General features: G+C 65.6%; 22 protein-coding genes. 4 read left to right on the forward strand and 18 right to left on the reverse strand.

Annotation, left to right across the window (positions count from 1 at the left end):
- Positions 1 to 352: 352 nt before the first annotated feature.
- The 11 genes from LG661_RS19830 to eno all read right to left on the reverse strand — a co-directional run bounded on the left by LG661_RS19830 (position 353) and on the right by eno (position 11,237).
- On the reverse strand, positions 353 to 1,384 hold the full coding sequence (locus LG661_RS19830; RefSeq protein WP_230533677.1) for an IS110 family RNA-guided transposase: 1,032 nt from the start codon (positions 1,382 to 1,384) through the stop codon (positions 353 to 355).
- Positions 1,385 to 1,900: 516 nt separating this feature from the next.
- Positions 1,901 to 2,359: a GFA family protein gene (locus LG661_RS19835; protein WP_230533678.1), complete on the reverse strand. Its 459-nt coding sequence runs from the start codon at positions 2,357 to 2,359 to the stop codon at positions 1,901 to 1,903.
- A gap of 75 nt (positions 2,360 to 2,434) precedes the next feature.
- The gene (locus LG661_RS19840) at positions 2,435 to 2,758 is read right to left on the reverse strand and encodes a hypothetical protein (RefSeq protein ID WP_230533680.1); all 324 of its coding nucleotides are present in this window, start codon (positions 2,756 to 2,758) and stop codon (positions 2,435 to 2,437) included.
- Positions 2,759 to 2,933: 175 nt separating this feature from the next.
- Entirely contained in the window at positions 2,934 to 4,370 is a 1,437-nt protein-coding gene (gene lpdA, locus LG661_RS19845) for a dihydrolipoyl dehydrogenase (RefSeq protein WP_230533682.1), read from the reverse strand.
- Positions 4,371 to 4,823, reverse strand: coding sequence for an endonuclease domain-containing protein (locus LG661_RS19850; protein ID WP_322098895.1), 453 nt, complete (start codon positions 4,821 to 4,823; stop codon positions 4,371 to 4,373).
- A gap of 62 nt (positions 4,824 to 4,885) precedes the next feature.
- Positions 4,886 to 6,304, reverse strand: a complete 1,419-nt coding sequence (locus LG661_RS19855; RefSeq protein ID WP_230533684.1) for a pyruvate dehydrogenase complex dihydrolipoamide acetyltransferase — start codon at positions 6,302 to 6,304, stop codon at positions 4,886 to 4,888.
- A 29-nt stretch (positions 6,305 to 6,333) separates the two neighbouring features.
- Complete coding sequence (locus tag LG661_RS19860; protein ID WP_230533686.1) at positions 6,334 to 6,630, reverse strand: DUF5076 domain-containing protein; 297 nt, start codon at positions 6,628 to 6,630, stop codon at positions 6,334 to 6,336.
- Between the two features lie 4 nt (positions 6,631 to 6,634).
- Positions 6,635 to 8,101, reverse strand: a complete 1,467-nt coding sequence (locus LG661_RS19865; RefSeq protein WP_230533687.1) for a pyruvate dehydrogenase complex E1 component subunit beta — start codon at positions 8,099 to 8,101, stop codon at positions 6,635 to 6,637.
- A 63-nt stretch (positions 8,102 to 8,164) separates the two neighbouring features.
- A complete protein-coding gene (gene pdhA / locus LG661_RS19870; RefSeq protein WP_230533688.1) occupies positions 8,165 to 9,226 on the reverse strand; it encodes a pyruvate dehydrogenase (acetyl-transferring) E1 component subunit alpha in 1,062 nt (353 codons plus the stop codon).
- A gap of 162 nt (positions 9,227 to 9,388) precedes the next feature.
- Complete coding sequence (locus tag LG661_RS19875) at positions 9,389 to 9,709, reverse strand: FtsB family cell division protein (RefSeq protein ID WP_230533690.1); 321 nt, start codon at positions 9,707 to 9,709, stop codon at positions 9,389 to 9,391.
- Positions 9,710 to 9,953: 244 nt separating this feature from the next.
- On the reverse strand, positions 9,954 to 11,237 hold the full coding sequence (eno, locus tag LG661_RS19880) for a phosphopyruvate hydratase (RefSeq protein WP_230533691.1): 1,284 nt from the start codon (positions 11,235 to 11,237) through the stop codon (positions 9,954 to 9,956).
- Between the two features lie 154 nt (positions 11,238 to 11,391).
- On the opposite strand from eno, the gene queF reads away from it, so the two are divergent.
- Positions 11,392 to 11,841, forward strand: coding sequence for a preQ(1) synthase (gene queF, locus LG661_RS19885; RefSeq protein ID WP_230533692.1), 450 nt, complete (start codon positions 11,392 to 11,394; stop codon positions 11,839 to 11,841).
- Here queF and LG661_RS19890 read toward each other — a convergent pair.
- From LG661_RS19890 to tpiA, 7 genes are all read right to left on the reverse strand, one after another.
- Positions 11,826 to 12,995, reverse strand: coding sequence for an MFS transporter (locus LG661_RS19890; protein WP_230533694.1), 1,170 nt, complete (start codon positions 12,993 to 12,995; stop codon positions 11,826 to 11,828). The genes queF and LG661_RS19890 overlap by 16 nt on opposite strands.
- Positions 12,996 to 13,229: 234 nt before the next feature.
- On the reverse strand, positions 13,230 to 14,075 hold the full coding sequence (gene kdsA / locus LG661_RS19895) for a 3-deoxy-8-phosphooctulonate synthase (protein WP_230533695.1): 846 nt from the start codon (positions 14,073 to 14,075) through the stop codon (positions 13,230 to 13,232).
- 62 nt (positions 14,076 to 14,137) lie between these two features.
- Positions 14,138 to 14,539 carry a DUF350 domain-containing protein gene (locus LG661_RS19900; protein ID WP_230533696.1) on the reverse strand — a complete coding sequence of 134 codons (402 nt, stop codon included), beginning with the start codon at positions 14,537 to 14,539 and terminating at the stop codon, positions 14,138 to 14,140.
- 52 nt (positions 14,540 to 14,591) lie between these two features.
- The gene (locus LG661_RS19905; protein WP_230533697.1) at positions 14,592 to 15,455 is read right to left on the reverse strand and encodes a VOC family protein; all 864 of its coding nucleotides are present in this window, start codon (positions 15,453 to 15,455) and stop codon (positions 14,592 to 14,594) included.
- 60 nt (positions 15,456 to 15,515) lie between these two features.
- The gene (locus LG661_RS19910) at positions 15,516 to 17,144 is read right to left on the reverse strand and encodes a CTP synthase (RefSeq protein ID WP_230533698.1); all 1,629 of its coding nucleotides are present in this window, start codon (positions 17,142 to 17,144) and stop codon (positions 15,516 to 15,518) included.
- Between the two features lie 109 nt (positions 17,145 to 17,253).
- Positions 17,254 to 17,667: a preprotein translocase subunit SecG gene (secG, locus tag LG661_RS19915; RefSeq protein ID WP_230533699.1), complete on the reverse strand. Its 414-nt coding sequence runs from the start codon at positions 17,665 to 17,667 to the stop codon at positions 17,254 to 17,256.
- Between the two features lie 121 nt (positions 17,668 to 17,788).
- Entirely contained in the window at positions 17,789 to 18,556 is a 768-nt protein-coding gene (tpiA, locus tag LG661_RS19920) for a triose-phosphate isomerase (RefSeq protein WP_230533700.1), read from the reverse strand.
- Between the two features lie 148 nt (positions 18,557 to 18,704).
- Here tpiA and LG661_RS19925 point away from each other — a divergent pair, with 148 nt between their 5' ends.
- The 3 genes from LG661_RS19925 to LG661_RS19935 are packed head-to-tail and all read left to right on the forward strand — an operon-like array spanning position 18,705 to position 22,801.
- The gene (locus tag LG661_RS19925; protein ID WP_230533702.1) at positions 18,705 to 20,591 is read left to right on the forward strand and encodes a peptidylprolyl isomerase; all 1,887 of its coding nucleotides are present in this window, start codon (positions 18,705 to 18,707) and stop codon (positions 20,589 to 20,591) included.
- Positions 20,592 to 20,595: 4 nt separating this feature from the next.
- A complete protein-coding gene (trpE, locus tag LG661_RS19930) occupies positions 20,596 to 22,116 on the forward strand; it encodes an anthranilate synthase component I (RefSeq protein WP_230533703.1) in 1,521 nt (506 codons plus the stop codon).
- A 58-nt stretch (positions 22,117 to 22,174) separates the two neighbouring features.
- Entirely contained in the window at positions 22,175 to 22,801 is a 627-nt protein-coding gene (locus LG661_RS19935) for an anthranilate synthase component II (RefSeq protein WP_230533704.1), read from the forward strand.
- The last annotated feature ends 1 nt before the right edge of the window (position 22,802 follow it).

A 22,802-nucleotide genomic window follows, 5' to 3' on the forward strand; every position in this document is an offset into this window, starting at 1 on the left:
TTATAGCAAAGCTTGTCCCCACAGTAAAGAACAAATTGAGAACATTCCTTCGGGATCACCGGCACTTCTCTATTCGGCCGATTCAGTCAAGCACTTTCCATCTCTTCGGCTCCCTAGTGGTGGCTGTCCTGCGGGTTCTCGCTTCTCTCCGGAATCGGCGCAGCGGCCGTTCCACCATGGGGTCAGAAGAATGAAGTGGAACGATCTGGGCCGCGTCCTTCTGCAACGATGATGCGCAAGGTACAAGCGCCGGGTGCGGACTCACTTCATTCATCGTCCCGCAAGGGACAGACATCCGCCTTGCGGCGGAACCTTGTGTTTCTGCTTCGTTTGACTGGTCAACTCGGTGCGATCATGCCACCTGAACCGCCTTCGTCCAGCGGAACTCGGTCCCATCGCACCACATCCGATGCAAAATGATCGCCAATCGCCGGGCGAGCGCGACAACGGCCTTTCGTCCCCCACGCCTCCTGGCCACGTTCATGGCCCAAGCCTTCAGCCAGAACCACTTGCTCACCCGAGTGAGCATGGTTTGATTTGCTTCAAACAGCAGGGTTCGCAACATGCCATCACCGCAGAGCGAGATGCGACCAATCCGATTGCTTTCTCCGGATTGGTGCAGGACCGGAGTCAACCCGAGGGCAGGTCCCACCGCTTTGGAACGCCGGAACCGCGCTGGGATGTCAATCGTCGCCACAAAGGCCAGCGCCACCACGGGACCCACTCCAGGAACCGTCATCAAACGCCGGCACACCTCGTCATCCCGGACCAGCGCCAGCAGCTTGCGGTGCAGAGCCGCGAAGTGCTCGCGTAAGGACCGGCGGACTTCCAGCAGCTGCTGCATGATTCCCATCAGGTCAGGCATGCTCTCGGCGAGTTCATGAATGCGGGCCTCGAACTTGCCCGCGCCGACCACCCCGACTTTGAGGCCGAAGTTGCGAAGCAGGCCACGGATGTCGTTCTCAATGGCAATCGCCTTCTCCTGCAAGAGCTTGCGGGCGGTCAGCAGCGCACGGCGCTTCTGGTTCGCCAGCGTCTTGACGTGAACGGGTCGGAACAGGTTGACCCGCATCATCTGGGCAATGCCGTGGGCATCATTGCGGTCGGTCTTGTTGACCTGGGCCTTGAGGAAGGCCTTGGTGTGTCGGGTCTCGATGCACACGACGGGCAAGCCTGCCCTGGCGAGCCCATCGAAGAGCCATTGGGAGAGCGGGCCCGCCTCAAGCCCGATGCGCCCGAAGTGCCAGGCAGGATCCTGCAGGAGCTTGAGAAGGTCCTCTGGATGGCTGGTGACCTTGATCTCACGGCAGATCTTGCCCGTCTCATCCACGATGCATACCGACGTCTCTTTGACCGAGATATCCAAACCCGCGTAGTGCTTCATGCTGCGCTTCTCCCACTGAGGCCGCTCTCCACGACCTTGTTGTACCATCAGCCTGAGGCGCGGCTCTTCTCACTATGGAAATGGGAGGCACCGACGGCAGGCCGAATACCCCATCTGGGCCGGGGATGACGGGGGGGCGGCGTCAGTTCTGGGGAGTGTCATTCCCGGCCGAAGCGCAGCGGAGGGGAAGGGAATCCCCCTCGCACGCGCTGCCACTGGATCCCCTTCCCGGTCCTGCGGACCGCCGGGGATCACAGCTGGAAAAGCTGGCGCCTCGTTCAGCACCGCCCGCGCTCACCCGCCGGAGCGGGTGAAAGCGCCAATCTATCCCACCTGCTGGCGCGCGAACTCCGCTACCAGATCGGGATAGCGCTCAATGGGCGGAAACTTCTCGAAGCTGTGGAGAGCCGGCGTCTTCGCCCAAGGCAGGGCCTCGCAGGTATNCACAGCTGGAAAAGCTGGCGCCTCGTTCAGCACCGCCCGCGCTCACCCGCCGGAGCGGGTGAAAGCGCCAATCTATCCCACCTGCTGGCGCGCGAACTCCGCTACCAGATCGGGATAGCGCTCAATGGGCGGAAACTTCTCGAAGCTGTGGAGAGCCGGCGTCTTCGCCCAAGGCAGGGCCTCGCAGGTATAGGTCTCCATGAAGGGCGTGAAGCTCCCCGCATCCTCCAGCATCGTGGCGCGGACATTGACGAAATCGTCCAGGCCCTCGGGGCGGGTGAAAAGCCAGCTCATGCAATGGGGGCAGAAGAGGTGGCGCGTGGTGCCGTGGAGGCCGCCGATCACCGGCTCGCCCTGCAGCACCTCGAAGCTTGCGCTGGGATAGACCACGCTCAAGGAGAAGGCGCTCGCGGTCATGCGCTGGCACCCGGTGCAGTGGCAGGCCATCGTGAGGATGGGCGCGCCCCGGACCCGGAAGCACACCTGCCCGCACCGGCACTCGCCTTCGCGCACGACATCCTGCTCCGCCATGGGTCTCTCCTTCGACTCGGAACGCCCCGAGCCTGCCGCTCGTCGCCTTGCCGGTCAATGCACGGGAGGGGCCTCCTATTCCGGGATTCCCCGGGCAAAGGACAGGGCCCTGGCAGGCCTACCGGAATCCGCGACCGGAACGATCAGCCCTTCCGGCGGCGCGTTCTCGCCTGCGCTGTCGGGGTCGATGAGGATGCGCACCGCGCCCTCCCCCGCCGCTTCGACGGAGCGCGGGACCGGGAAGGCCTCAGCCCTGAGAATCGTGTGGCTCCACCAATCGTAGGGGCCGAGGCGCACCGTATAAATGCCGGCCGTGGTCGCGCCGCAGCCGTGGCGCTCGATGACCAGAGGAGGCTGCGTTCCGCAAGCAGTCCCTCCCCCGTCGTTTCGGACGAGCACATGAAGGCTCCGAAAGCGGCGACGAGGCCGACGGGTACGGCGAGCAGGGATGCAAGGACGCCCAACAGAAAACCCAGCCGACGCCAGGGCCGACTGGGTTTGCGCGAAATGCGGAACGCGATGAGGGCCGCGAGGACGCAGAGGAGGAAGAGAACGCCCCACACGGCCGAGAGCCTTAGATGTGGATCACCCGGTCATAGGCATCCATGACGCTCTCGTGCATGGTCTCGGAGAGCGTCGGATGCGGGAAGACGGCGTGGATGAGCTCCTCCTCCGTCGTCTCCAGGTTCATGGCGATCACGAAGCCCTGGATCAGCTCGGTCACTTCCGCGCCGATCAGGTGCGCCCCCAGAAGCTGGCCGGTCTTCTTGTCGAAGATCGTCTTCACGAGACCTTCCGGCTCGCCCAGCGCAATCGCCTTGCCGTTGCCGACGAAGGGGAAGCGGCCGACGCGGATGTCGTAGCCCTGCTCCTTCGCCTTGGCCTCGGTGAGACCGACCGATGCCACTTGTGGGTTGCAATAGGTGCAGCCCGGAATCTTCGCCTTGTCCATGGCGTGCGTGTGCAGGCCCTTGATGGTCTCGACGCAGATGACGCCCTCGTGCTCGGCCTTGTGCGCCAGCATGGGCGGGCCCGCCACGTCGCCGATGGCATAGATGCCGGGCACGTTGGTGCGCCCGAGGCCGTCGGTGACCACGACGCCGCGCTCGATCCTCACGCCGATCTTTTCAAGGCCCAAATTCTCGATGTTGCCGACGACGCCGACGGCGGAGATCATCCGCTCGGCGGTGATGGTCTGCGTACCCTTGCCGTCGTCGATGGTGGCGGTGATGGAGTTCGCACTCTTCTCCACCTTCGTGATCTTCGCAGCCGTCAGGATCTTCACGCCCTGCTTCTCGAAGCGCTTGCGGGCAAGCCCTGCGATCTCCGCATCCTCGACGGGCAGGATCTGCGGCATCACCTCGACCACCGTCACCTCGACACCCATGGTGCGGTAGAAGGAGGCGAACTCGATGCCGATGGCCCCGGAGCCCATGACCAGCAGGGACTTCGGCATGGAAGGCGGCACCATGGCTTCGAAATAGGTCCAGATCAGCTTGCCGTCGGGCTCGATTCCGGGCAGCGCGCGGGGACGCGCGCCGGTGGCGACGATGATGTGCTTCGCCTGATAGGTGCCCGGCTCCAGAATGCCCTTCGGCGCGGGAGCCTGCGGCTGCATGGCGGGCTTCTTCGTAGCGGTGACCACCACCTCGCCCGGCTTGGAGATGGAGGCCTCGCCCCAGATCACGTCGACCTTGTTCTTCTTCAGCAGCATGCCGACGCCGCCGTTGAGACGGCCCGAAACGCCGCGCGAACGGTTCACGATGGCGGCCGCATCGAAGCCGATCTTCTCCGCCGACAGCCCGTAATCCTTGGCGTGCTCCATGTAATGGTAGATCTCGGCCGAACGCAGCAGCGCCTTGGTCGGGATGCAGCCCCAGTTGAGGCAGATGCCGCCGAGATGCTCGCGCTCTATCACCGCGGTCTTGAACCCGAGCTGCGCCGCGCGGATCGCCGCCACATAGCCCCCCGGCCCGCCGCCGATGACGATGATGTCGTATTGGTTTGCCATTTACGTCTCCAACTCCCCTCCCCCTTGCGGGGAGGGGTAAGGGGTGGGGGTGGTGCGGACAAGCGCCGCGTGGATAGTGTCGAGCACGACGTTCATGTTCTGCATCACATCAGCATTGCTGAACCGCAGAACTGAGAATCCCTGGCTCGCGAGGTAAGTTGTGCGCCGGGTGTCGTAAGCGGCGGCTTCATCCGTCGTATGCTGACCGCCATCGACTTCGACGATCAGCTTTGCCCCGAGACAGCAGAAATCGGCGACATAGGAGCCGATAGGGACCTGCCGGCGGAAATGCGTGTCGTCCAGAGGCAATCGATTTCTCAGATGCCACCAGAGGCGTTCTTCCGGCTCGGTCAGTACCCGCCGGAGAGCTTTCGCGTTTTGAGCCGCGCGAGCCGATACCGGCTTTGCTGGCGGTTGGTTCCAGGACATTGCGCGTTCTGTCAGAGCGAGCATGCGTCACGACCCCCACTCCTGCCCCTCCCCGCGAGGGGGAGGGAAAAGGGTGGAGCCTTGTCTCACACCAGCATCCCCATAGGGTTCTCGATGAGACGCTTGAACTCGGCCAGCAGCTCCGCGCCCAGCGCGCCATCGACCACGCGGTGATCGCAGGAGAGCGTCACGGTCATGGCCTGAATGACGGCGGGGGCGCCGTTCTTGACCACAACCCGCTGCTCGCCCGCGCCGACGGCGAGGATCGTGCCGTGAGGCGGGTTGATGACGGCCTGGAAGTCCTTGATGCCGTACATGCCGAGGTTGGACACGGCAGTCGAGCCGCCCGTGTATTCCTCCGGCTTCAGGCGGCGGTTGCGGGCGCGGCCCGCCATGTCCTTCACCTCCGCCGAGATCGCGGTGAGCGTCTTGGTCTCGGCCCTGCGCACGACCGGCGTGAACAGGCCGCCTTCGATGGCGACCGCCACGCCCACATCCGAATGCTTCATCTTCAGGATGCGGTCCTCGGCCCAGACCGCGTTGGCGTTGGGAACGCGCTGGAGCGCGACGGCGAGCGCCTTGATCACGAAGTCGTTGACCGAGAGCTTGTAGGCGGGCTTGCCGTCCTTGTCCTTGGAGGCCGCCGCATTGATCTGCTCGCGCAGGCTCATCAGCGCATCGAGATCGCAATCGAGCGACAGGTAGAAATGCGGCACCGTCTGCTTCGACTCGACGAGGCGCTTGGCGATGGTCTTGCGCATGCCGTCGAGCGGCACTTCCTCGTAGGTGCCCGCCTCGAACATGGCCTTGACCTGATCCGCGCCCATGCTCGACGCGAGGACCGGAGGCTGCACGGGCTTCGCGGCAGGTGTGCCAGTGGCCGGAGCCGCGGCAGGCTTCGCGCCGCCGCCCTGGAGCGCGGCGCGCACGTCCTTCTCCACGATGCGGCCATGCGGGCCCGAACCCTGGACCGAGGCGATGTCGATGCCCGCTTCCCGCGCGATGCGCTTGGCGAGCGGCGAGGCGAAGACGCGATTGCCGCCGCCCCGCTGCTGCCCTGCCCCGTTGGGCTTGCCTGCCTGAGCCGGGCCTGCAGGAGCCTGATCGACGCGGGCATAGGACATATGCGCGGAAGCATCGCCCGGCACGGTGTTGGCCTGCGGCTGCGGCGCGGATGCCGGGGCAGCGGGCGCGGCCTCGGCCTTCGGCGCGGGAGCCGGAGCGCCGCCGCCTGCGGGAGCCGTGACGCTCTTCGGGTCCTCGCCCTCGCCTGCGATTAAGGCGATGACCTGGTTGACGGGCACGTCGGCCGTTCCTTCCGGCACGACGATCTTGGCGAGGACGCCCTCGTCCACCGCCTCGACCTCCATGGTGGCCTTGTCGGTCTCGATCTCGGCGATCACGTCGCCGGACTTCACCGCGTCGCCTTCTTTCTTTAGCCACTTGGCAAGGTTGCCCTTTTCCATGGTGGGCGAAAGCGCGGGCATCAGGATGTTGATGGGCATGGCGTTTTAGAATCCTGACTTGAGAAAACTCAGTTGATGGCCTGCGTGGAGCCGGGATCGGACGGATCGTCCAGCTCGGCCTGGATGCCTGCCGTGATCTCGGCCATGGCCTCCTCCTCCGAGAGGTCCGTCTCCATGGCGTAGACACGCGCGGCGTGACGGGCGAGATCCACCAGGAGCACGCCCCAGGTGAACGGATCGTCGAAGGCGCGGCGCAGCGCGATGCTCACCGCCCCCTCGACCACCGAAGCCCTCAGGATTTCGATGCCGCCCTTTTCCTGAGCGTCAGGCGGAACGTTGAGGGCTTCGAATTTCCGTTCAGCCATGATGTCACCTGTAGCAGACGGCCTTCGCCGCCTGGACGACCTCGCCGACATTCGGCAGGGCGAGCTTCTCGAGGTTCGCGGCGTAAGGCATCGGCACGTCCTTGCCGGTCACGCGGGCCACGGGCGCGTCGAGATAGTCGAACGCGTTCTCCATGATGCGCATGGCGATCTCGGCGCCGACGCCGGATTGCGGGAAGCCTTCCTCCACCGTCACGCAGCGGCCCGTCTTCATGACGGAGGCGATGATGGTGTCGGTGTCCATCGGACGGATGGTGCGAAGGTCGATGACCTCGGCGTCGATGCCTTCCTTCTCCAGCTCCTGAGCGGCCTTGAGCGCATAGGTCATGCCGATGGAGAAGGAGACGATGGTGACGTCCTTGCCCTCGCGGTGGATGCGCGCCTTGCCGATGGGGATGGTGAAGTCGTCGAGCTTCGGCACGGGGAAGGATTGCCCGTAGAGAATCTCGTTCTCGAGGAAGATCACCGGGTTCGGATCGCGGATGGCGCTCTTCAGGAGGCCCTTCGCGTCGGCGGCCATGTAGGGCGCGATGACCTTCAGGCCGGGGATCTGCGAGTACCAGACCGTGAAGTCCTGGCTGTGCTGCGCCGCCACGCGGGCCGCAGCGCCGTTCGGGCCGCGGAACACGATGGGCGCGCCGAGCTGGCCGCCCGACATGTAGAGCGTCTTGGCCGCCGAGTTGATGATCTGGTCGATCGCCTGCATGGCGAAGTTGAAGGTCATGAACTCGACGATGGGCTTGAGACCCGTAAACGCCGCGCCGACGCCGACGCCCGCGAAGCCGTGCTCCGTGATCGGCGTATCGACGACGCGCTTGGCGCCGAATTCCTGCAGCAGGCCCTGGGTCACCTTGTAGGCACCCTGGTACTCGGCCACTTCCTCGCCCATGACGAAGACGGCGCCGTCGTTGCGCATCTCCTCGGCCATGGCGTCGCGAAGGGCCTCGCGGACGGTCATGTTGACCATCTCGGTGCCTTCCGGGATCTCGGCCATGGCGTTGTAGCCTGTGCGGTTGGTGATGACCGACGGCGCGGCCGGCACGGACAGATCCGCCTGCTGCGGACGCTCTGCAGGAGCGGGCCGCTCGGCCATGCCTTCCGCCTGCATGTCAGGCACGGGAGCCTGCTGCGGCGCGCTCGGTCCCGGCGCGGGAGGCGGCTCGCCGCCGCCCTGAGCCGGCGCACGGGAAGCAGCCGAGGACACGTCCTCGCCCTCGCCCGCCAGCACCGCGATGGGCGTGTTCACGGCGACGTTGTCGGTGCCGTCGGAGACCAGGATCTTGGCGAGGACGCCCTCGTCGATCGCCTCGACCTCCATGGTCGCCTTGTCGGTTTCGATTTCGGCCAGCACGTCGCCGGGCTTGACCTTGTCGCCTTCCTTTTTCAGCCATTTGGCCAGTTTGCCCTGCTCCATGGTGGGCGAGAGGGCGGGCATGAGAATATCGATCGCCATTGAAGACTCGTTGTGATTGTCGCTGCGGCGAGATGCTGGGGAACGGCGCGCGAGACGCACCGCTTACAGGAGAATATCCGTGTAGAGCTCGGACGGATCGGGCTCAGGATCGTGCGTGGCGAACTCGGCCGCCTCGTTGACGATCTCGCGCACCTTGCTGTCGATGGCCTTCAGCTCGTCCTCGGACAGCTTCCAGCTCTCCAGCAGACGGCGGCGCACCTGCTCGATGGGGTCGTGCTCCTCGCGCATGCGGGTCACTTCGTCCTTCGTGCGGTACTTCGCAGGATCGGACATGGAGTGGCCGCGGTAGCGGTAGGTCTGCATCTCGAGGATGTAGGGGCCCTTGCCCGAGCGGGCATGCTCGATGGCCCGCTGGCCGGCGGCGTAGACCGCGCGGACATCCATACCGTCCACCTGCTCGCCGGGGATGCCGAAGGAGAGGCCGCGCTTGGAGAAGTCGGTCTGGGCCGAGGCGCGGTTCACCGACGTGCCCATCGCGTAGCGGTTGTTCTCGATCACATAGACGACCGGGAGCTTCCAGAGAGCCGCCATGTTGAAGCTCTCATAGACCTGGCCCTGGTTGGCCGCGCCGTCGCCGAAATAGGTCAGGCAGACATTGCCGTTCTCGCGATAATGGTTCGCGAAGGCGATGCCGGTGCCGAGAGAGACCTGCGCGCCGACGATGCCATGGCCTCCATAGAAATGCTTCTCCTTGGAGAACATGTGCATGGAGCCGCCCTTGCCCTTGGACAGGCCGCCGCGGCGTCCCGTCAGCTCGGCCATGACGCCCTTCGCGTCCATGCCGCAGGCGAGCATGTGGCCGTGATCCCGGTAGCCGGTGATCACCTGGTCGCCCTCTTTCGTCGCCATCTGCATGCCGACGACGACGGCTTCCTGGCCAATATAGAGGTGGCAGAAGCCGCCGATCAGGCCCATGCCGTACATCTGGCCGGACTTCTCCTCGAAGCGGCGGATCAGCAGCATGTCGTTGTAGGCCGCCAGATCCTGGCTCTTCTCGAATTGGGGGGTATTGGGAGCAGCTCCTCGCGTGGAGCTCTTGTTGGAAGTGGACTTGTTAGCCGTGCCGGACGCGGCACGGCCCGCCTTGCGGGCAGCAACAGCCATCGGGTCCTCCGAAGGGTTTCCTCGACGAAAGTTGTAGCGCAGTCGAAATCGGAAAGCGAGAGGCGCGAACGGTGTATCAGACGATACGGTGAACGCCGCAACCCTCTGCTCCAAAACGCATATTTTTGATGAACCGAAGTTCAGTTAAGCAGAATATTTCGGCTAAGGATCGGGCCCGGTGATGATCACGAGATCGTTGCGGTGCACACGTCCCAGCATGAGCCGCGCCCGCTCCTCAAGAAGGTCGCTGTCGATCTGATCGCTGCGCAGAAGCGCGATGCGCCGCTCCCAATCGGTCCGCCTCGTCTTCAAAGATTCCAGCTCCGCGGAAAGCTCCGCCACCTGGCTTTCATACCGTTGCTGGGCCTCGATGCCGCGGGCACCGCTATGGGCGTGGTGGACGAAATAGCCGACCACCGCCGCCGAGACGCTGTAGAGCATCAGCGGGATCAAGAATCGACGTGCGCGCCTGCGGATTACCATGCGCCCGAGTCTTACCCGGTCATGGTTAAGGAGGAGTTGAGGATGAGCGACGCTGCGCGCCTCTAGAGCGGGTTGCGTCCGGTGGAATCGCAACCCGCTCTAGAGGCCTTTCGTTTGTCGCCATTTCAGATGGAAAACCGGTTCCCACTTTTCCTGAAATGGCTCTGACGGAAGAGGACTGCGTCCCGCTCAAAAGAAAAGCCGCCCGAAGGCGGCTTTCCTGTCACCTTTGCGGCGAACACTCTTAAGCGAGAGCCTTCAACGCCGCCCGGCCTGCATAGCGGGCCTGGGAGCCGAGTTCCTCCTCGATGCGGATGAGCTGGTTGTACTTGGCCAACCTGTCGGACCGGGCGAGCGAGCCGGTCTTGATCTGCCCGCAATTCGTCGCGACCGCGAGGTCAGCGATGGTGGAATCCTCCGTCTCGCCCGAGCGGTGGGACATGACGGCCGTGTAGCCCGCCCGGTGAGCCATATCGACGGCCGCGAGCGTCTCGGTCAGCGAGCCAATCTGGTTGACCTTGACCAGCAGCGAGTTGGCGACGCTCTGCCGGATGCCCTGCGAGAGGCGGTTCACGTTGGTGACGAAGAGATCGTCGCCCACGAGCTGGCACTTGGAGCCGATCAGGTCGGTGACGGCCTTCCAGCCCTCCCAGTCGTCCTCGGACATCCCGTCCTCGATGGTGGCGATGGGATAGGCGGAAACGAGCTTCGCCAGGTACTCGGCCTGCTGCTGGGGCGAGAGCTTCTGGCCGGTGCCTTCATAATGGTAGGCGCCGTCCTTGAAGAACTCGGTGGCGGCGCAGTCGAGGCCGATGACCATGTCCTGGCCCGGCTTGTAGCCCGCCTGCTCGACGGACTTCATGATGAAGTCGAGAGCCGCCTCGGCGGAAGGCAGGTTCGGGGCAAAGCCGCCCTCGTCGCCCACATTCGTGTTGTGGCCTGAATCCTTGAGGGCCTTCTTCAAGGTGTGGAACACCTCGGCGCCCATGCGCACGGCGTCGGCAATCGTCGGCGCGCCGACGGGCATGATCATGAATTCCTGGAAGTCGATGGGGTTGTCCGCATGCGCGCCGCCATTGATGATGTTCATCATGGGCACGGGCAGGACGCGGGCCTGCGTGCCGCCCACATAGCGGTAGAGCGGCAGAGCGGCGGCATCGGCGGCAGCCTTGGCGACAGCGAGCGAGACGCCGAGAATGGCATTCGCGCCGAGACGCGCCTTGTTCGGGGTGCCGTCGAGCTCGATCATGGTCTCGTCGATGAGGACCTGCTCTTCCGCATCCAGGCCGCCGATGGCGTCAAGGATCTCGTTGGTCACGGCGTCCACCGCCTTGAGCACGCCCTTGCCGAGATATTTAGACTTGTCGCCGTCTCGCAGCTCCACCGCCTCATGGGCGCCGGTGGAGGCGCCCGAAGGCACGGCGGCGCGGCCCATGGAGCCGTCTTCCAGGGTCACGTCCACCTCGACCGTGGGATTGCCGCGGCTGTCGAGGATCTGGCGGGCGAATACGTCGATGATCGCAGTCATGAAGGACGACTCCTGAAGGCTTGAGCAGCGGCCGGTGCGGCCTCACGTCATGGGCTGGGTTATTGACCGAAATATCCAGGTGGGCAAGGACGGCAAGAGCAATTCAACCCTCGATCCAAAGAGCAATTCAACCCTCGATCCAAGGCGAAATAGAGTGACGGACACGAACCTCCAGCTCGGTCAGGCGAGCGCCCTGCCCCAAACCCCGGAAGAGGCCAAGCTCGACCGGGTCCCGAACCCGCATCCCGACACCGATTATCTCGCTCGTTTCACGGTGCCGGAATTCACCTCCCTCTGCCCGGTCACCGGCCAGCCCGATTTCGCGATCCTCGTGATCGACTATTCGCCGGGGCCGTGGCTCGTGGAGTCCAAGTCGCTGAAGCTCTACATGCACAGCTTCCGCAACCACGGCGCGTTCCATGAGGACTGCACGGTGGCCATCGGCAAGAGACTGGCCGAACTGTTGGAGCCCCGTTACCTGCGCATCGGCGGCTATTGGTATCCGCGCGGCGGCATCCCCATCGACGTGTTCTGGCAGACGGGCGAGTTGCCGAAGAACCTCTGGCTCCCGGACCAGGGCGTCGCGCCCTACCGCGCCCGCTGAGCGGCGGGCCGCATCAGCACGTAGGAAGCGGTCAGGCCGACGCTCAGGATCACGAAGGCGGCGAGGCCCGTCGAGGCGGAGAGGCCGACAGTGCGGAGGCCGAAGCCCATGAACACGACGCCGAGCGCCTGACCGCAGAAGAACGAAAAGGCATGGAGCGCGACCGCCGAGGCGCGCGCTCCCGGAGCGACCTCCGTCACCTGCACCTGGAAGGTGTTGTGGAGCATGTAGAAGCCGAGGCCCAGGAGGATCATGGCGACGGCATCGAGCGTCCAGTCTCCGGCGAATCCCAGGATCACCAGGGCCAGTCCGGCGAAGAATCCTCCACCCATCAGGATCCTCCCGATGCCCAGCCGCCGCAGCATCCAGGCGACGAGCGCCGAATAGAGAAGGCCGCCGACAGCAAAGCCGCCGAGGGCGAAGCCCGCCTCCGCAGCCCCGCCTTCGCCGCGCTGCTCGAGAAGCGGCGCGATGTAGGGGAAGATGCCGAAAACCGCCGTGGCTTCGACGAAGACAAGGCCGAAGAGCGTAAGCGCCCGCGGATTGGACAGGATGGCCCGGTAGCGGGCCAGCGCCTGCCCCAGATCGAACCGTCCGCCTCCGACCGCGCCTCTGAAACCGATGAAGGTCGCGGCAAGAGCGGCGCCCATCATGACGGTGGAAAGGGTGAAGACGCCACGCCAGCCGATGAGTTCCGCCAGCAAACCGGCGAAGGCGGAGCCTGCCAGCTGACCCACGATCACCGCCACCAGATAGCGGCTGAGCGCCACCTGCCGCCGGGCCAGTTCCACACGGTCGCCGATGAGCGCGATCGAGAGCGGAACCGATCCGCCCGCCGCCGCGCCCGCCAGGATGCGAAGCCCGAAGAGCGTGGTGGTGTCGGGAGCGAAGATCGAGCCTGCCAGCGCAAGGAAGAGCAGCGACAGGGCCACCTTCATCACACGCTCCTTGCCGAGCGCATCGCCGATGGGGCCGAGGATCGGCTGGATGAAGGCGTAAGGCAGCGCGAAGGCGGCGGAGAGGAGCGCGATGGTCTGGACGCTCGAATTCAGGTCCTGGGCGATGATCCCGACCATGGGCTCGACGGCGCGGGAGGAGAACGTGCCCGCAAAACCACTGGTGGCGAGAATCAGGATCAGATTGCCGGGGGACATGGAGCCTTGCGCGCTGAGGAAAGCTTCCTAATCCATAGCACTCCCTTGCGGAAAGGCGAGCGGCGGTAAGGCAGACCTGCCCTCCTCCACGGTCATGGCGCTCGTCCGAAAACCAGCCTCATCCTGAGGAGCAGATGCAGGCTGCGTCTCGAAGGATGACCAGAGAGCACGGGAGACGCCCTCGTCCTTCGAGATGGTCGCCCCGCAGCCTCCTCAGCTAGCAAGCTGCGGACGTTAAGGCGTTTGCCCCTTCGCCAGCGCGTCGAAAGCCATCAATTGGGCGAGAAGCGGCTCCAGCTCCTTCAGCGGCACCATGTTAGGGCCGTCGGAGGGAGCCTTGTCCGGGTCCTCGTGCGTCTCGATGAAGACGCCTGCCACGCCGACCGCCACCGCCGCACGGGCGAGGACCGGAACGAATTCGCGCTGGCCGCCGGAGGTCGCGCCCTGGCCGCCCGGCTGCTGCACCGAGTGGGTCGCGTCGAAGATCACCGGCGCGCCGGTCTCCGCCATGATGGGGAGGCCCCGCATGTCCGAGACCAGCGTGTTGTAGCCAAAGGACGCTCCACGCTCGGTGAGCATCACGTTGGAATTGCCCGCCACCCTCACCTTCGCGGCCACGTTCGCCATGTCCCAGGGGGCCAGGAACTGGCCCTTCTTCACGTTGACGACCCGGCCGGTTTTCGCCGCAGCGACCAGAAGGTCGGTCTGGCGGCAGAGGAAGGCGGGGATCTGGAGGATGTCGACCACCTCGCCCACGGGGGCGCATTGATCGTTCTCATGCACGTCCGTGAGAACAGGCAGGCCGAAGCGCTCCTTGACCTCTGCGAAGATCGAGAGCGCCTTGTCGAGGCCGATGCCCCGGGCGCTGGCGATCGAGGTCCGATTCGCCTTGTCGAAGGAGGATTTGTAGACCAGCCCCAGCCCAAGCCTCCCCGCGACCTCCTTGAGGGCCGCGGCCATTTCAAGCGCGTGATCGCGGCTTTCCATGGCGCAAGGCCCGGCGATGATGCTGAGCGGAAGGCGGTTGCCGAACCGGACGGAGCCGGCGCTGACGACGGTTTGCTGTTTCGTATCGGTCATGCGCCGTCACTAGCCTTTTTGAAGGGCCAAGCAAAGCGGCGATGTGTCGTCGCGCCGGGGCTTCAGAACGTCATCGCCGCGGCGTTGATGATGCCGGCGGAGAGGGAGGCGGCTCCCAGGAAGAGCGCAGCCGCCATTTCACCTGCCGCGATCCGCTCGGAGAGGTTGGGCATGACCACCCGCACGAGCCAGTAGACGGCGATCTGCACCGACAGGGCCACGAGGCCCCAGACGAGGCAGTCGACGATGGTCTGCGCATGGACGATGGCGCTGGCGAGCGGCAGGGCGAAGCCGACGAGGCTGAAGCCCAGGGCCGTCGCCGCCGAGATCACGTTCTGCCGGATGAGCGCGAATTCGTTGTGCATCGTCGCGAAGGTGTAGGTGGCGAGATAAAGCCCCACCAGCGCGGTCGCAATGACGAAGAAGATGAAGAAGTCGGGCAGCCCCGCCAGAGATGAAGTCACGATAGTCCCCCAAGAATCGGTTCTATCGAATTTTCGCTGGAAAGGGTGAATATTACGTTTCTTCGAACGCGATCGCGACTCCAAAGGCCGCGCTCGCCGGCACGACGAGCCTGGTCCCGATATGCTGGTAGGGCACGCCTTCTCCATCCATGAGCTTCGCCTGATGGCCGAGATCCTCGACCCGGACGGCGAAGGCGACGAAGGACGGCTGGTCCATCTCCGCTTCCACAGACCCGTAGATCTCGGCGGCGTCGTCTGGCGTGATCACGTCGAGGTGGCTTCCCGTGAGGCTGAAGGACAGGTCGTGCGCCTCCGAGCTGCGGGGCTCCGCCCCGGTAAAGGCCGTCAGGAATCCTCCTAGGCGCTCCGGATCGGGAGCCGCGAGCGCCACGGCTGCGAAGGCCGTGGCCCTGTTGTCGTGGCGCTGGAAGGCCGGGTTCCAGAAGTTTTCCGGGTAATCCTGCTGGCAGACGAAGAAGCCCGCGCGAGGAGCTTTTTCCAGCCGGGCGAAGGCCAGGGTAAAGGCGACCCGAGTCTCCGAGCCGTCGGGCTTCTTCCCCTGGCGCTCGAAGTGGAAGGGCTCGAAGGAGCCGATTTCCTTCTCGGCGAAGAGCACGGCGTCGGCCTCGGCGTCCTGGCTGTCGAGGACCAGCATGGCGAGGCCCTCGCGATGGTCCAGGTAGTCCCGGACGAAGGCCCCGAAGCTGAAGCGGCCCTGCTCGTGCGGGGCGATCTGCGCGCCCTCCCCGATTCCGATCAGCTCGATGAAGGCGTTCGGCAGCTGGATCAGCCGGTTCTCGGTGCCCCAGGGATGGCGGTTGCGCGCGCCGACCTGGAAGCCGAGCCGCCGGTAGAAATTGGCGGCCTGGTCCAGGTCGCGAACGGCAACGACGAGATGATCGATCCGGCGGGGCATGGCATTTTTCCTGTTTATCACGCCCCTGCAAAGCTGGAGTCGCGACGGCTCAGGTCAACGTCAGACCAGCCGGCTCTGCACCACGGCGGCGTGGATGAAGCTCTTGAAGAGCGGATGCGGCTCGAACGGGCGCGACTTCAGCTCGGGGTGATACTGGACGCCGATGAACCAGGGATGGTCCTCGTATTCCACGATCTCCGGCAGGATGCCGTCCGGCGAGACGCCGGAGAAGCGAAGCCCCTTCGCCTCCAGGCGGTCGCGATAGGTCATGTTGACCTCGTAGCGGTGCCGGTGGCGCTCGGAGATGTCCGTGCCGCCATAGATCTCGGCCACCTTGCTGCCCGACTCGAGCGCCGCCTGAAAGGCGCCGAGGCGCATGGTGCCGCCGAGGTCGCCGCCGGCCGCGCGCTTCTCGAGCTCGTTGCCGCGCAGCCACTCGGTCATCAGGCCGACGACCGGCTCGTCTGTCGGGCCGAACTCGGTGGAGCTGGCATTCTCGATCCCGGCAAGCGACCGCGCCGCCTCGATGACCGCCATCTGCATGCCGAAGCAGATGCCGAAATACGGCACCTTGCGCTCGCGGGCGAAGCGGGCCGCCCGGATCTTGCCCTCGGCGCCACGCTGGCCGAAGCCGCCGGGCACCATGATGCCGTGGATGCCTTCGAGAAAGGGAGCCGGATCCTCATTCTCGAAGATCTCGCTCTCGATCCATTCCAGGTTCACCTTCACCTGATTGGCGATGCCGCCGTGGTGAAGCGCCTCGATAAGCGACTTGTAGGCGTCCTTGAGGCCCGTGTACTTGCCCACGACGGCGATGGTGACCTCGCCTTCCGGGTTGTGGACCCGGTCGGAAATGCGGGTCCAGCGGGTGAGATCGGGCTTGGGCGCGCTCTCGATGCCGAAAGCGGCCAGAACCTCGTTGTCGAGCCCGGCCTCATGATAGGCCAGCGGCACGTCGTAGATGGAGCGGGCGTCGCGGGCCTCGATCACGGCGGATTCGCGAACGTTGCAGAACAGGCCGAGTTTGCGCCGCTCGTCCCTCGGGATCTCGCGGTCCGTGCGGCAGAGCAGGATATCGGGCTGAATGCCGATGGAGCGCAGCTCCGCCACCGAGTGCTGGGTCGGCTTCGTCTTCAGCTCGCCTGCGGACGGAATGAAGGGCAGCAGGGTGAGGTGAACATAGATCGCCCGCCCGCGCGGGAGGTCGTTGCCGAGCTGGCGGATGGCTTCGAAGAACGGCAGGCCCTCGATGTCGCCCACTGTGCCGCCGATCTCGACCAGGACGAAGTCGAAGCCCTCGTTGCCGGTGAGCACGAAGTCCTTGATGGCGTTCGTAACGTGCGGAATCACCTGGATGGTGGCGCCGAGATAATCGCCGCGCCGCTCCTTGGTGATGATGTCGAGGTAGATGCGCCCGGTGGTGATGTTGTCGGCCTTGGTGGCCGGCACGCCGGTGAAGCGCTCGTAATGGCCCAGATCCAGGTCGGTCTCGGCCCCGTCATCGGTGACGAAGACCTCGCCGTGCTGATAGGGGCTCATCGTCCCCGGATCGACGTTGAGATATGGGTCGAGCTTGCGAAGCCGGACCTTGTAGCCACGAGCCTGGAGAAGCGCTCCGAGGGCTGCCGAAGCCAAGCCCTTGCCGAGCGAAGACACCACGCCGCCGGTGATGAATACGTACCGCGTCATGGACCCCTATCCATTAATAAAGAGAGCCGATTCGCAATCGCGAACCGAGCTGATCTCTGACCATCCACACAAAAAGAGAGGGCCGGAAGTTCCGGCCCTGAGCGTCACCTTACTGTGACTGAGGCACCTGCGGCGCCGTCGGGACCGGCGCGGGTGCCGGTACGGCGGGAGCCTCAGGAGCCGGCGCTGCCGGCTGCTCGCCCTGGAGCTGCTGCAGCTGCTGGAGCACGTTGCCGCCGGCCGGGGCCGCCGGAGCGGCGCCGTCGAGAATCGAGCTGGGGGCCCGGTTCGTCGTCGCCAGGACCGTGAGCGCAAGGCTGGTCAGGAAAAAGAGACCCGCCAGGATCGCCGTGGCGCGGGTGAGCGCATTGGCCTGGCCGCGCCCGGTCATGAAGCCGGAGACGCCCCCGCCTCCGCCACCGCCGCCGAGGCCCATGCCGCCGCCCTCGGAGCGCTGCAGGAGAACCACCCCGATCAGTGCCAGGACGATGATCAGGTGGATAATGATGAGAACTGTTTGCATCGTTCCATAAACCTCAAGCGGCTGAGCCACAGGGCGTCAGCCGCTCGCAATCCGTTCGTTGCGGCGGCCTTAGCATAGGTGTGCCCAGGATCAAAGACCCACAAGACCCCTTTTGACACCCTCAGCCCAGATAGGCTCCGGCAATGGCCAGAAAATCGGCTGCGCCGAGGCTGGCGCCGCCGACGAGAGCGCCGTTGACGTTCTCCACAGCCATCAGCTCGGCCGCATTCGAGGGCTTCACCGAACCACCGTAGAGAATGCGGACCTTCGGCGCCTCGGCCTTGCCGACGAGGCGGCGCAGTTCGTCCCGGATCAGGGCATGGACTTCGGCCACGTCCGCCGCGGTGGGCGTCAGGCCCGTGCCGATGGCCCAGACCGGCTCGTAGGCGACCACAAGGTTCTGTGGATTGGAATCGACCGGAATCGAGCCGCGCAGCTGCTTGCGGACCACGTTCAGGGTCTTCCCGGCCTCACGCTCCTGCCGCGTTTCGCCGATGCAGACGATGGCGGTGAGGCCCGCCCTGTGTGCGGAGACCGCCTTCGCGCAGACATCCGCGTCCTTCTCGCCATGGAACTGGCGGCGCTCGGAATGGCCGACGATGACGTAGGTCGCTCCGGCATCCGCCAGCATCTCGGCGGAGATGTCGCCGGTATGCGCGCCGAGCTCCTTCGCGTGGCAATCCTGACCGCCGACGGCGACCCTCGAGCCCACGGATGCCAGGGCGAAGACATGGAGCAGCGTTGAAGGAGGGCAGACGAGGAGATCGACCTTAGCCTTGAGGCCAGGGGTGTAACCGGCATGAATTTCGCTCAGGACCTTGGCCGAGGACCTCAGCCCGTTCATTTTCCAGTTGCCCGCAACCAGCGGACGCGGCCTATCGACGCTCATTCTGAAAACTCCCGTTACGCTTGATTACATGGCACTAGCAGAGGCTTGATCGGTCTTTCAACCAGACTTGCCCTTTTCCCCGGGCCTCTGATCGGCTATCGGCGTCTTAACGAGTAAATTTCAAAACGGGTTCACGATGCTTCGAGGAATGCGCAAGGCTGGGCAGACCCTGGTCGGCAAGATTATCGCCACCATCTTTTTCGGGGCTTTGATCCTCAGCTTCGCGATCTGGGGCATCGGCGACATCTTCCGGGCCCAGGCTCCCACGACGGTCGCGCAGGTCGGCGAGACCGAGATCACCGTCAACCAGGTGAGCAGCGCCTATACCAAGGCCGTGCAGCAGCTCGGACGCCAGTTCGGCACCGTCATCACCCCCGACCAGGCCCGCGCCCTGGGCATCGACCAGCAGGTCGTGTCCAACCTCGTGAACGAGGCGGTTCTGTCCGAGAAGGCCCGGGAGCTGGGCCTGAGCGTCTCCGACGAGCTGGTCGTCCGCTGGATCGTCGAGAACCCCGCCTTCCGGGGAGCCGACGGGCAGTTCAACCGCGCCCTCTTCGATCAGGCCCTGCGCAATGCCGGCCTCTCGGAAGCCGGTTTCGTGCAGGAGCAGCGCGCCGCCATGACGCGCATTCACCTGGCGGAGGCCCTCGCCGCCGAGCTGCCCGTGCCGGCCGCCGCCCGTGAGGCTCTCCACCGCTACGCCAACGAGCGGCGCGCCGCCTCCTATTTCGTGCTGACCCCGACGATGGCCGGCGAGATCCCCGCCCCCACCGCCGAGCAGCTCCAGAGCTTCTATGATGAGCGCCGGAGCAGCTACATGGCTCCCGAATACCGGGCCCTGAGCGCCATCGCCGTGGATGCCGCCGCTCTCGCCAAGCCCGACGCGGTCTCGGAAGCGGATGCCCGCCAGCGCTACGAGCAGCAGAAGGCGAATTACGGCAGCCCCGAGCGCCGCACGGTCCAGCAGATCACCTTCTCCTCGCAGGAGGAGGCCCAGGCCGCCGCCGACCGGATCCAGCAAGGCGCGACCTTCGAGACGATTGCGACGGAGCGCGGCCTGACCGCGCAGAGCCTGGAGCTCGGCACCTTCACCAGGGCCGAAATGCTGGACCCCGCCGTGGCTGACGCCGCCTTCTCCCTTGCGCAGGGTGCGGTCAGCAATCCGGTGGCGGGCCGCTTCGGAGCGGTGCTGGTGCGGGTGACGCAGATCCAGCCGGAAGCCGTGCGCTCCTTCGAGGAGGTCGCTCCCCAGATCCGGCAGGAGATCGCCCAGGAGCGCGCCCGCGAGCAGATCGAGACCATCTACTATGAGATCGAGGACATGCGCGCGAGCGCCCGTCCGCTGGCGGAAATCGCCCAGGAAAAGGGTCTGCCCCTGATTCAGATTCCTGCGGTCTCCGCCGTCGGCCAGGACAAGGCCGGCGCGCCGGTCAGCCTGCCGGAGCAGGAGGCCGTCGTGCGGGCCGCCTTCGCCTCCGATATCGGTGTCGACAACGAGGCCGTCCGGATGTCCAACGGCGGCTATGTCTGGTTCGACGTGACCGGCATCGAGCCGTCCCGCGAAAAGACCCTCGACGAGGTCCGCGACCAGGTGACCGCCCAGTGGAGGGAAGACCAGATCGCCCAGCACCTCTCCGAGCGTGCGCGTGAACTGACCGGGCGCCTGGCGAGCGGCGAGGCCATCGAGGCCGTCGCCCAGTCGGCCGGCGCGCCGGTGAAGACGGCCACGGATCTGACCCGCGGCACGGCCAAGGACGATCTGAGCGCCGAGGCGGTGAACCGCATCTTCGCCGTTCCCGCCGGCAATGCAGGCAATGCCGCGACGGGCGAGAATGCGCGCGCCGTGTTCAGGGTCACCTCGGCGACCGTGCCGCCGATGGTCACGACCACCCAGGAGGCCGAGCGGATCGAGACGCAGCTCCAGAACGGCATGAGCGACGACCTGATCAGCCAGTACATCGCCCAGGCCCGTCAGGATCTCGGCGTCACGATCAACCAGCAGGCGCTGCGCCAGGCAACGGGCGGCGAATTCTAGGCCCATGTCCACAGCGCCGGATTTCGACACTTTCGCGCAAGCCTACGAGGCGGGCGAGGCAGGAATCCTGCGCGCCACTCTCGTGGGCGATCTGCTCACCCCTGTCGCGGCCTTCCTGAAGCTGCGGCACGGCCGCCAGGGCCCGGCCTTCCTGCTCGAATCCGTTGAGGGCGGCGCAACGCGCGGGCGCTTCTCGATGATCGGGCTCAATCCCGATCTCGTCTGGCGCTGCCAGGACGGCGTGGCTTCCATCGACCGCCATGCCTTGAGCCGCCTGCAGGAATTCCGTGTCGAGGAGCGTCCGCCACTGGAAAGCCTGCGCGCACTCATCGCCGAGAGCGCCCTCCCCCTCGGCGACGATCTCCCCCCCATGGCGGCGGGCCTGTTCGGCTATCTCGGCTACGATATGGTCCGCCTCATGGAGCGGCTGCCGGAGCCCAATTCCGACGCCCTGAGGGTCCCGGACGCCATTCTCATCCGCCCCACCATGATGGTGGTGTTCGACGCGGTGAAGGACGAGATCTCCCTCATCACCCCCGTGCGCCCGCAGGCCGGCGTGTCGGCGAAAGCCGCCTACGAGACCGCCCTCGCGCGCCTGGACGACGTGACCAGCGCGCTCGAACGCCCGCTCCCCATCGAGGACCGCAGCGACCCTACCAAGATCGACTTCGAGCCCCCCGTCTCGAACACCACGCCGGAAGAGTTCGAGGGAATGGTCGCCAAGGCGAAGGAATACATCCGCGCCGGCGACATCTTCCAGGTAGTTCTGTCCCAGCGCTTCGAATCCGCCTTCCCCCTGCCCGCCTTCGCGCTCTACCGCTCGCTGAGACGGGTCAATCCGGCGCCGTTCCTCTGCTACCTCGACTTCGAGGATTTCCAGATCGTCTGCTCGAGCCCTGAAATCCTGGTGCGGGTGCGCGACGGCAAGGTTACGATCCGGCCCATCGCCGGGACCCGCCCGCGGGGCGCGACCGCCGCAGAGGACCGGGCCCATGCGGAGAGCCTGCTGGCGGACCAGAAGGAGCGCGCCGAGCACCTGATGCTGCTCGATCTCGGCCGCAACGATGTGGGCCGCGTGGCGGAGATGGGCTCCGTCCAGGTCACGGATTCCTTCTTCCTCGAATATTACAGCCAGGTGATGCACATCGTCTCGAACGTGGAGGGCCGGCTCGACGAGAGCTTCGATGCCCTCGACGCCCTCGTGGCGGGCTTCCCGGCCGGCACGGTCTCCGGCGCGCCGAAGGTGCGCGCCATGCAGATCATCGACGAACTGGAGAAGGACAAGCGTGGTCCTTACGCCGGCTGCATCGGCTATTTCGGCGCGAATGGCGAGATGGACACCTGCATCGTGCTGCGCACGGCCGTGGTGAAGGACGGGCGCATGGCGGTGCAGGCGGGTGCCGGCATCGTCTACGATTCCGATCCGGCTTCCGAGCAGCAGGAGTGCATCAACAAGGCGAAGGCCCTCTTCCGTGCGGCGGAAGAGGCGGTCCGTTTCGCAAGCCAGGCGAGGATCGGCCAGTGATCCCCGCCCGAATGCTGCCCTTGACCGGGCTCCTCCCTTACGCGAACGTCGGCAGGCCATGACCCGCGTCCTCGTCATCGACAATTACGACAGCTTCACCTGGAACCTGGTGCATCTGCTCGGGCCCCTCGCCACCTCGGTCGAAGTGGTGCGCAACGATGCCGTGACGACGGACGAGGTGCTGGCCTCGCAACCCGACGCCATCGTGCTCTCGCCGGGCCCCTGCACCCCGAACGAGGCAGGCATCTGCCTCGACCTCGTGAAGCACGCCTCCCCCGAGATTCCCACCTTCGGCGTCTGTCTCGGCCTCCAGACCATCGGTCAGGTCTTCGGCGGCACCGTCTCCCGCGCGCCGCTGCCCATCCACGGCAAGGTTTCGGATGTGGAGCATCACGGCACGGCCGTGTTCCGGGGCATCAACGGCCCCTTCAAGGCTACGCGCTATCACTCCCTGATCGTGGACCGGGAGACCTGTCCGGCCGACCTCCTCGTCACCGCCGAGACGGCGGACGGGCTGGTCATGGGCCTGTCTCACCGCGCGCTGCCGATCCACGGGGTCCAGTTCCATCCCGAAAGCATCCTGTCGGAGCATGGGGTGATGATCATGCGCAACTTCTTCGACCTCGCGGCGGAGTGGAACGCCACCCGTTCCAGCCGCAGCGACGCCTCTCCCGCAGGGCATTGAA

The sequence above is a fragment of the Microvirga roseola genome (assembly GCF_020866965.1).
GTDB classification, from domain to species: Bacteria; Pseudomonadota; Alphaproteobacteria; order Rhizobiales; family Beijerinckiaceae; genus Microvirga; species Microvirga roseola.

Excerpts from the sequence above, each read along its gene's own strand:
- LG661_RS19830 (WP_230533677.1), bottom strand. The coding sequence starts at position 1,384 with ATGAAGCACTACGCGGGTTTGGATATCTCGGTCAAAGAGACGTCGGTA.
- LG661_RS19835 (WP_230533678.1), bottom strand. The coding sequence starts at position 2,359 with ATGGCGGAGCAGGATGTCGTGCGCGAAGGCGAGTGCCGGTGCGGGCAG.
- lpdA (WP_230533682.1), bottom strand. The coding sequence starts at position 4,370 with ATGGCAAACCAATACGACATCATCGTCATCGGCGGCGGGCCGGGGGGC.
- LG661_RS19850 (WP_322098895.1), bottom strand. The coding sequence starts at position 4,823 with ATGCTCGCTCTGACAGAACGCGCAATGTCCTGGAACCAACCGCCAGCA.
- LG661_RS19855 (WP_230533684.1), bottom strand. The coding sequence starts at position 6,304 with ATGCCCATCAACATCCTGATGCCCGCGCTTTCGCCCACCATGGAAAAG.
- LG661_RS19860 (WP_230533686.1), bottom strand. The coding sequence starts at position 6,630 with ATGGCTGAACGGAAATTCGAAGCCCTCAACGTTCCGCCTGACGCTCAG.
- LG661_RS19865 (WP_230533687.1), bottom strand. The coding sequence starts at position 8,101 with ATGGCGATCGATATTCTCATGCCCGCCCTCTCGCCCACCATGGAGCAG.
- pdhA (WP_230533688.1), bottom strand. The coding sequence starts at position 9,226 with ATGGCTGTTGCTGCCCGCAAGGCGGGCCGTGCCGCGTCCGGCACGGCT.
- LG661_RS19875 (WP_230533690.1), bottom strand. The coding sequence starts at position 9,709 with ATGGTAATCCGCAGGCGCGCACGTCGATTCTTGATCCCGCTGATGCTC.
- eno (WP_230533691.1), bottom strand. The coding sequence starts at position 11,237 with ATGACTGCGATCATCGACGTATTCGCCCGCCAGATCCTCGACAGCCGC.
- LG661_RS19890 (WP_230533694.1), bottom strand. The coding sequence starts at position 12,995 with ATGTCCCCCGGCAATCTGATCCTGATTCTCGCCACCAGTGGTTTTGCG.
- kdsA (WP_230533695.1), bottom strand. The coding sequence starts at position 14,075 with ATGACCGATACGAAACAGCAAACCGTCGTCAGCGCCGGCTCCGTCCGG.
- LG661_RS19905 (WP_230533697.1), bottom strand. The coding sequence starts at position 15,455 with ATGCCCCGCCGGATCGATCATCTCGTCGTTGCCGTTCGCGACCTGGAC.
- LG661_RS19910 (WP_230533698.1), bottom strand. The coding sequence starts at position 17,144 with ATGACGCGGTACGTATTCATCACCGGCGGCGTGGTGTCTTCGCTCGGC.
- secG (WP_230533699.1), bottom strand. The coding sequence starts at position 17,667 with ATGCAAACAGTTCTCATCATTATCCACCTGATCATCGTCCTGGCACTG.
- tpiA (WP_230533700.1), bottom strand. The coding sequence starts at position 18,556 with ATGAGCGTCGATAGGCCGCGTCCGCTGGTTGCGGGCAACTGGAAAATG.
- LG661_RS19925 (WP_230533702.1), top strand. The coding sequence starts at position 18,705 with ATGCGCAAGGCTGGGCAGACCCTGGTCGGCAAGATTATCGCCACCATC.
- trpE (WP_230533703.1), top strand. The coding sequence starts at position 20,596 with ATGTCCACAGCGCCGGATTTCGACACTTTCGCGCAAGCCTACGAGGCG.
- LG661_RS19935 (WP_230533704.1), top strand. The coding sequence starts at position 22,175 with ATGACCCGCGTCCTCGTCATCGACAATTACGACAGCTTCACCTGGAAC.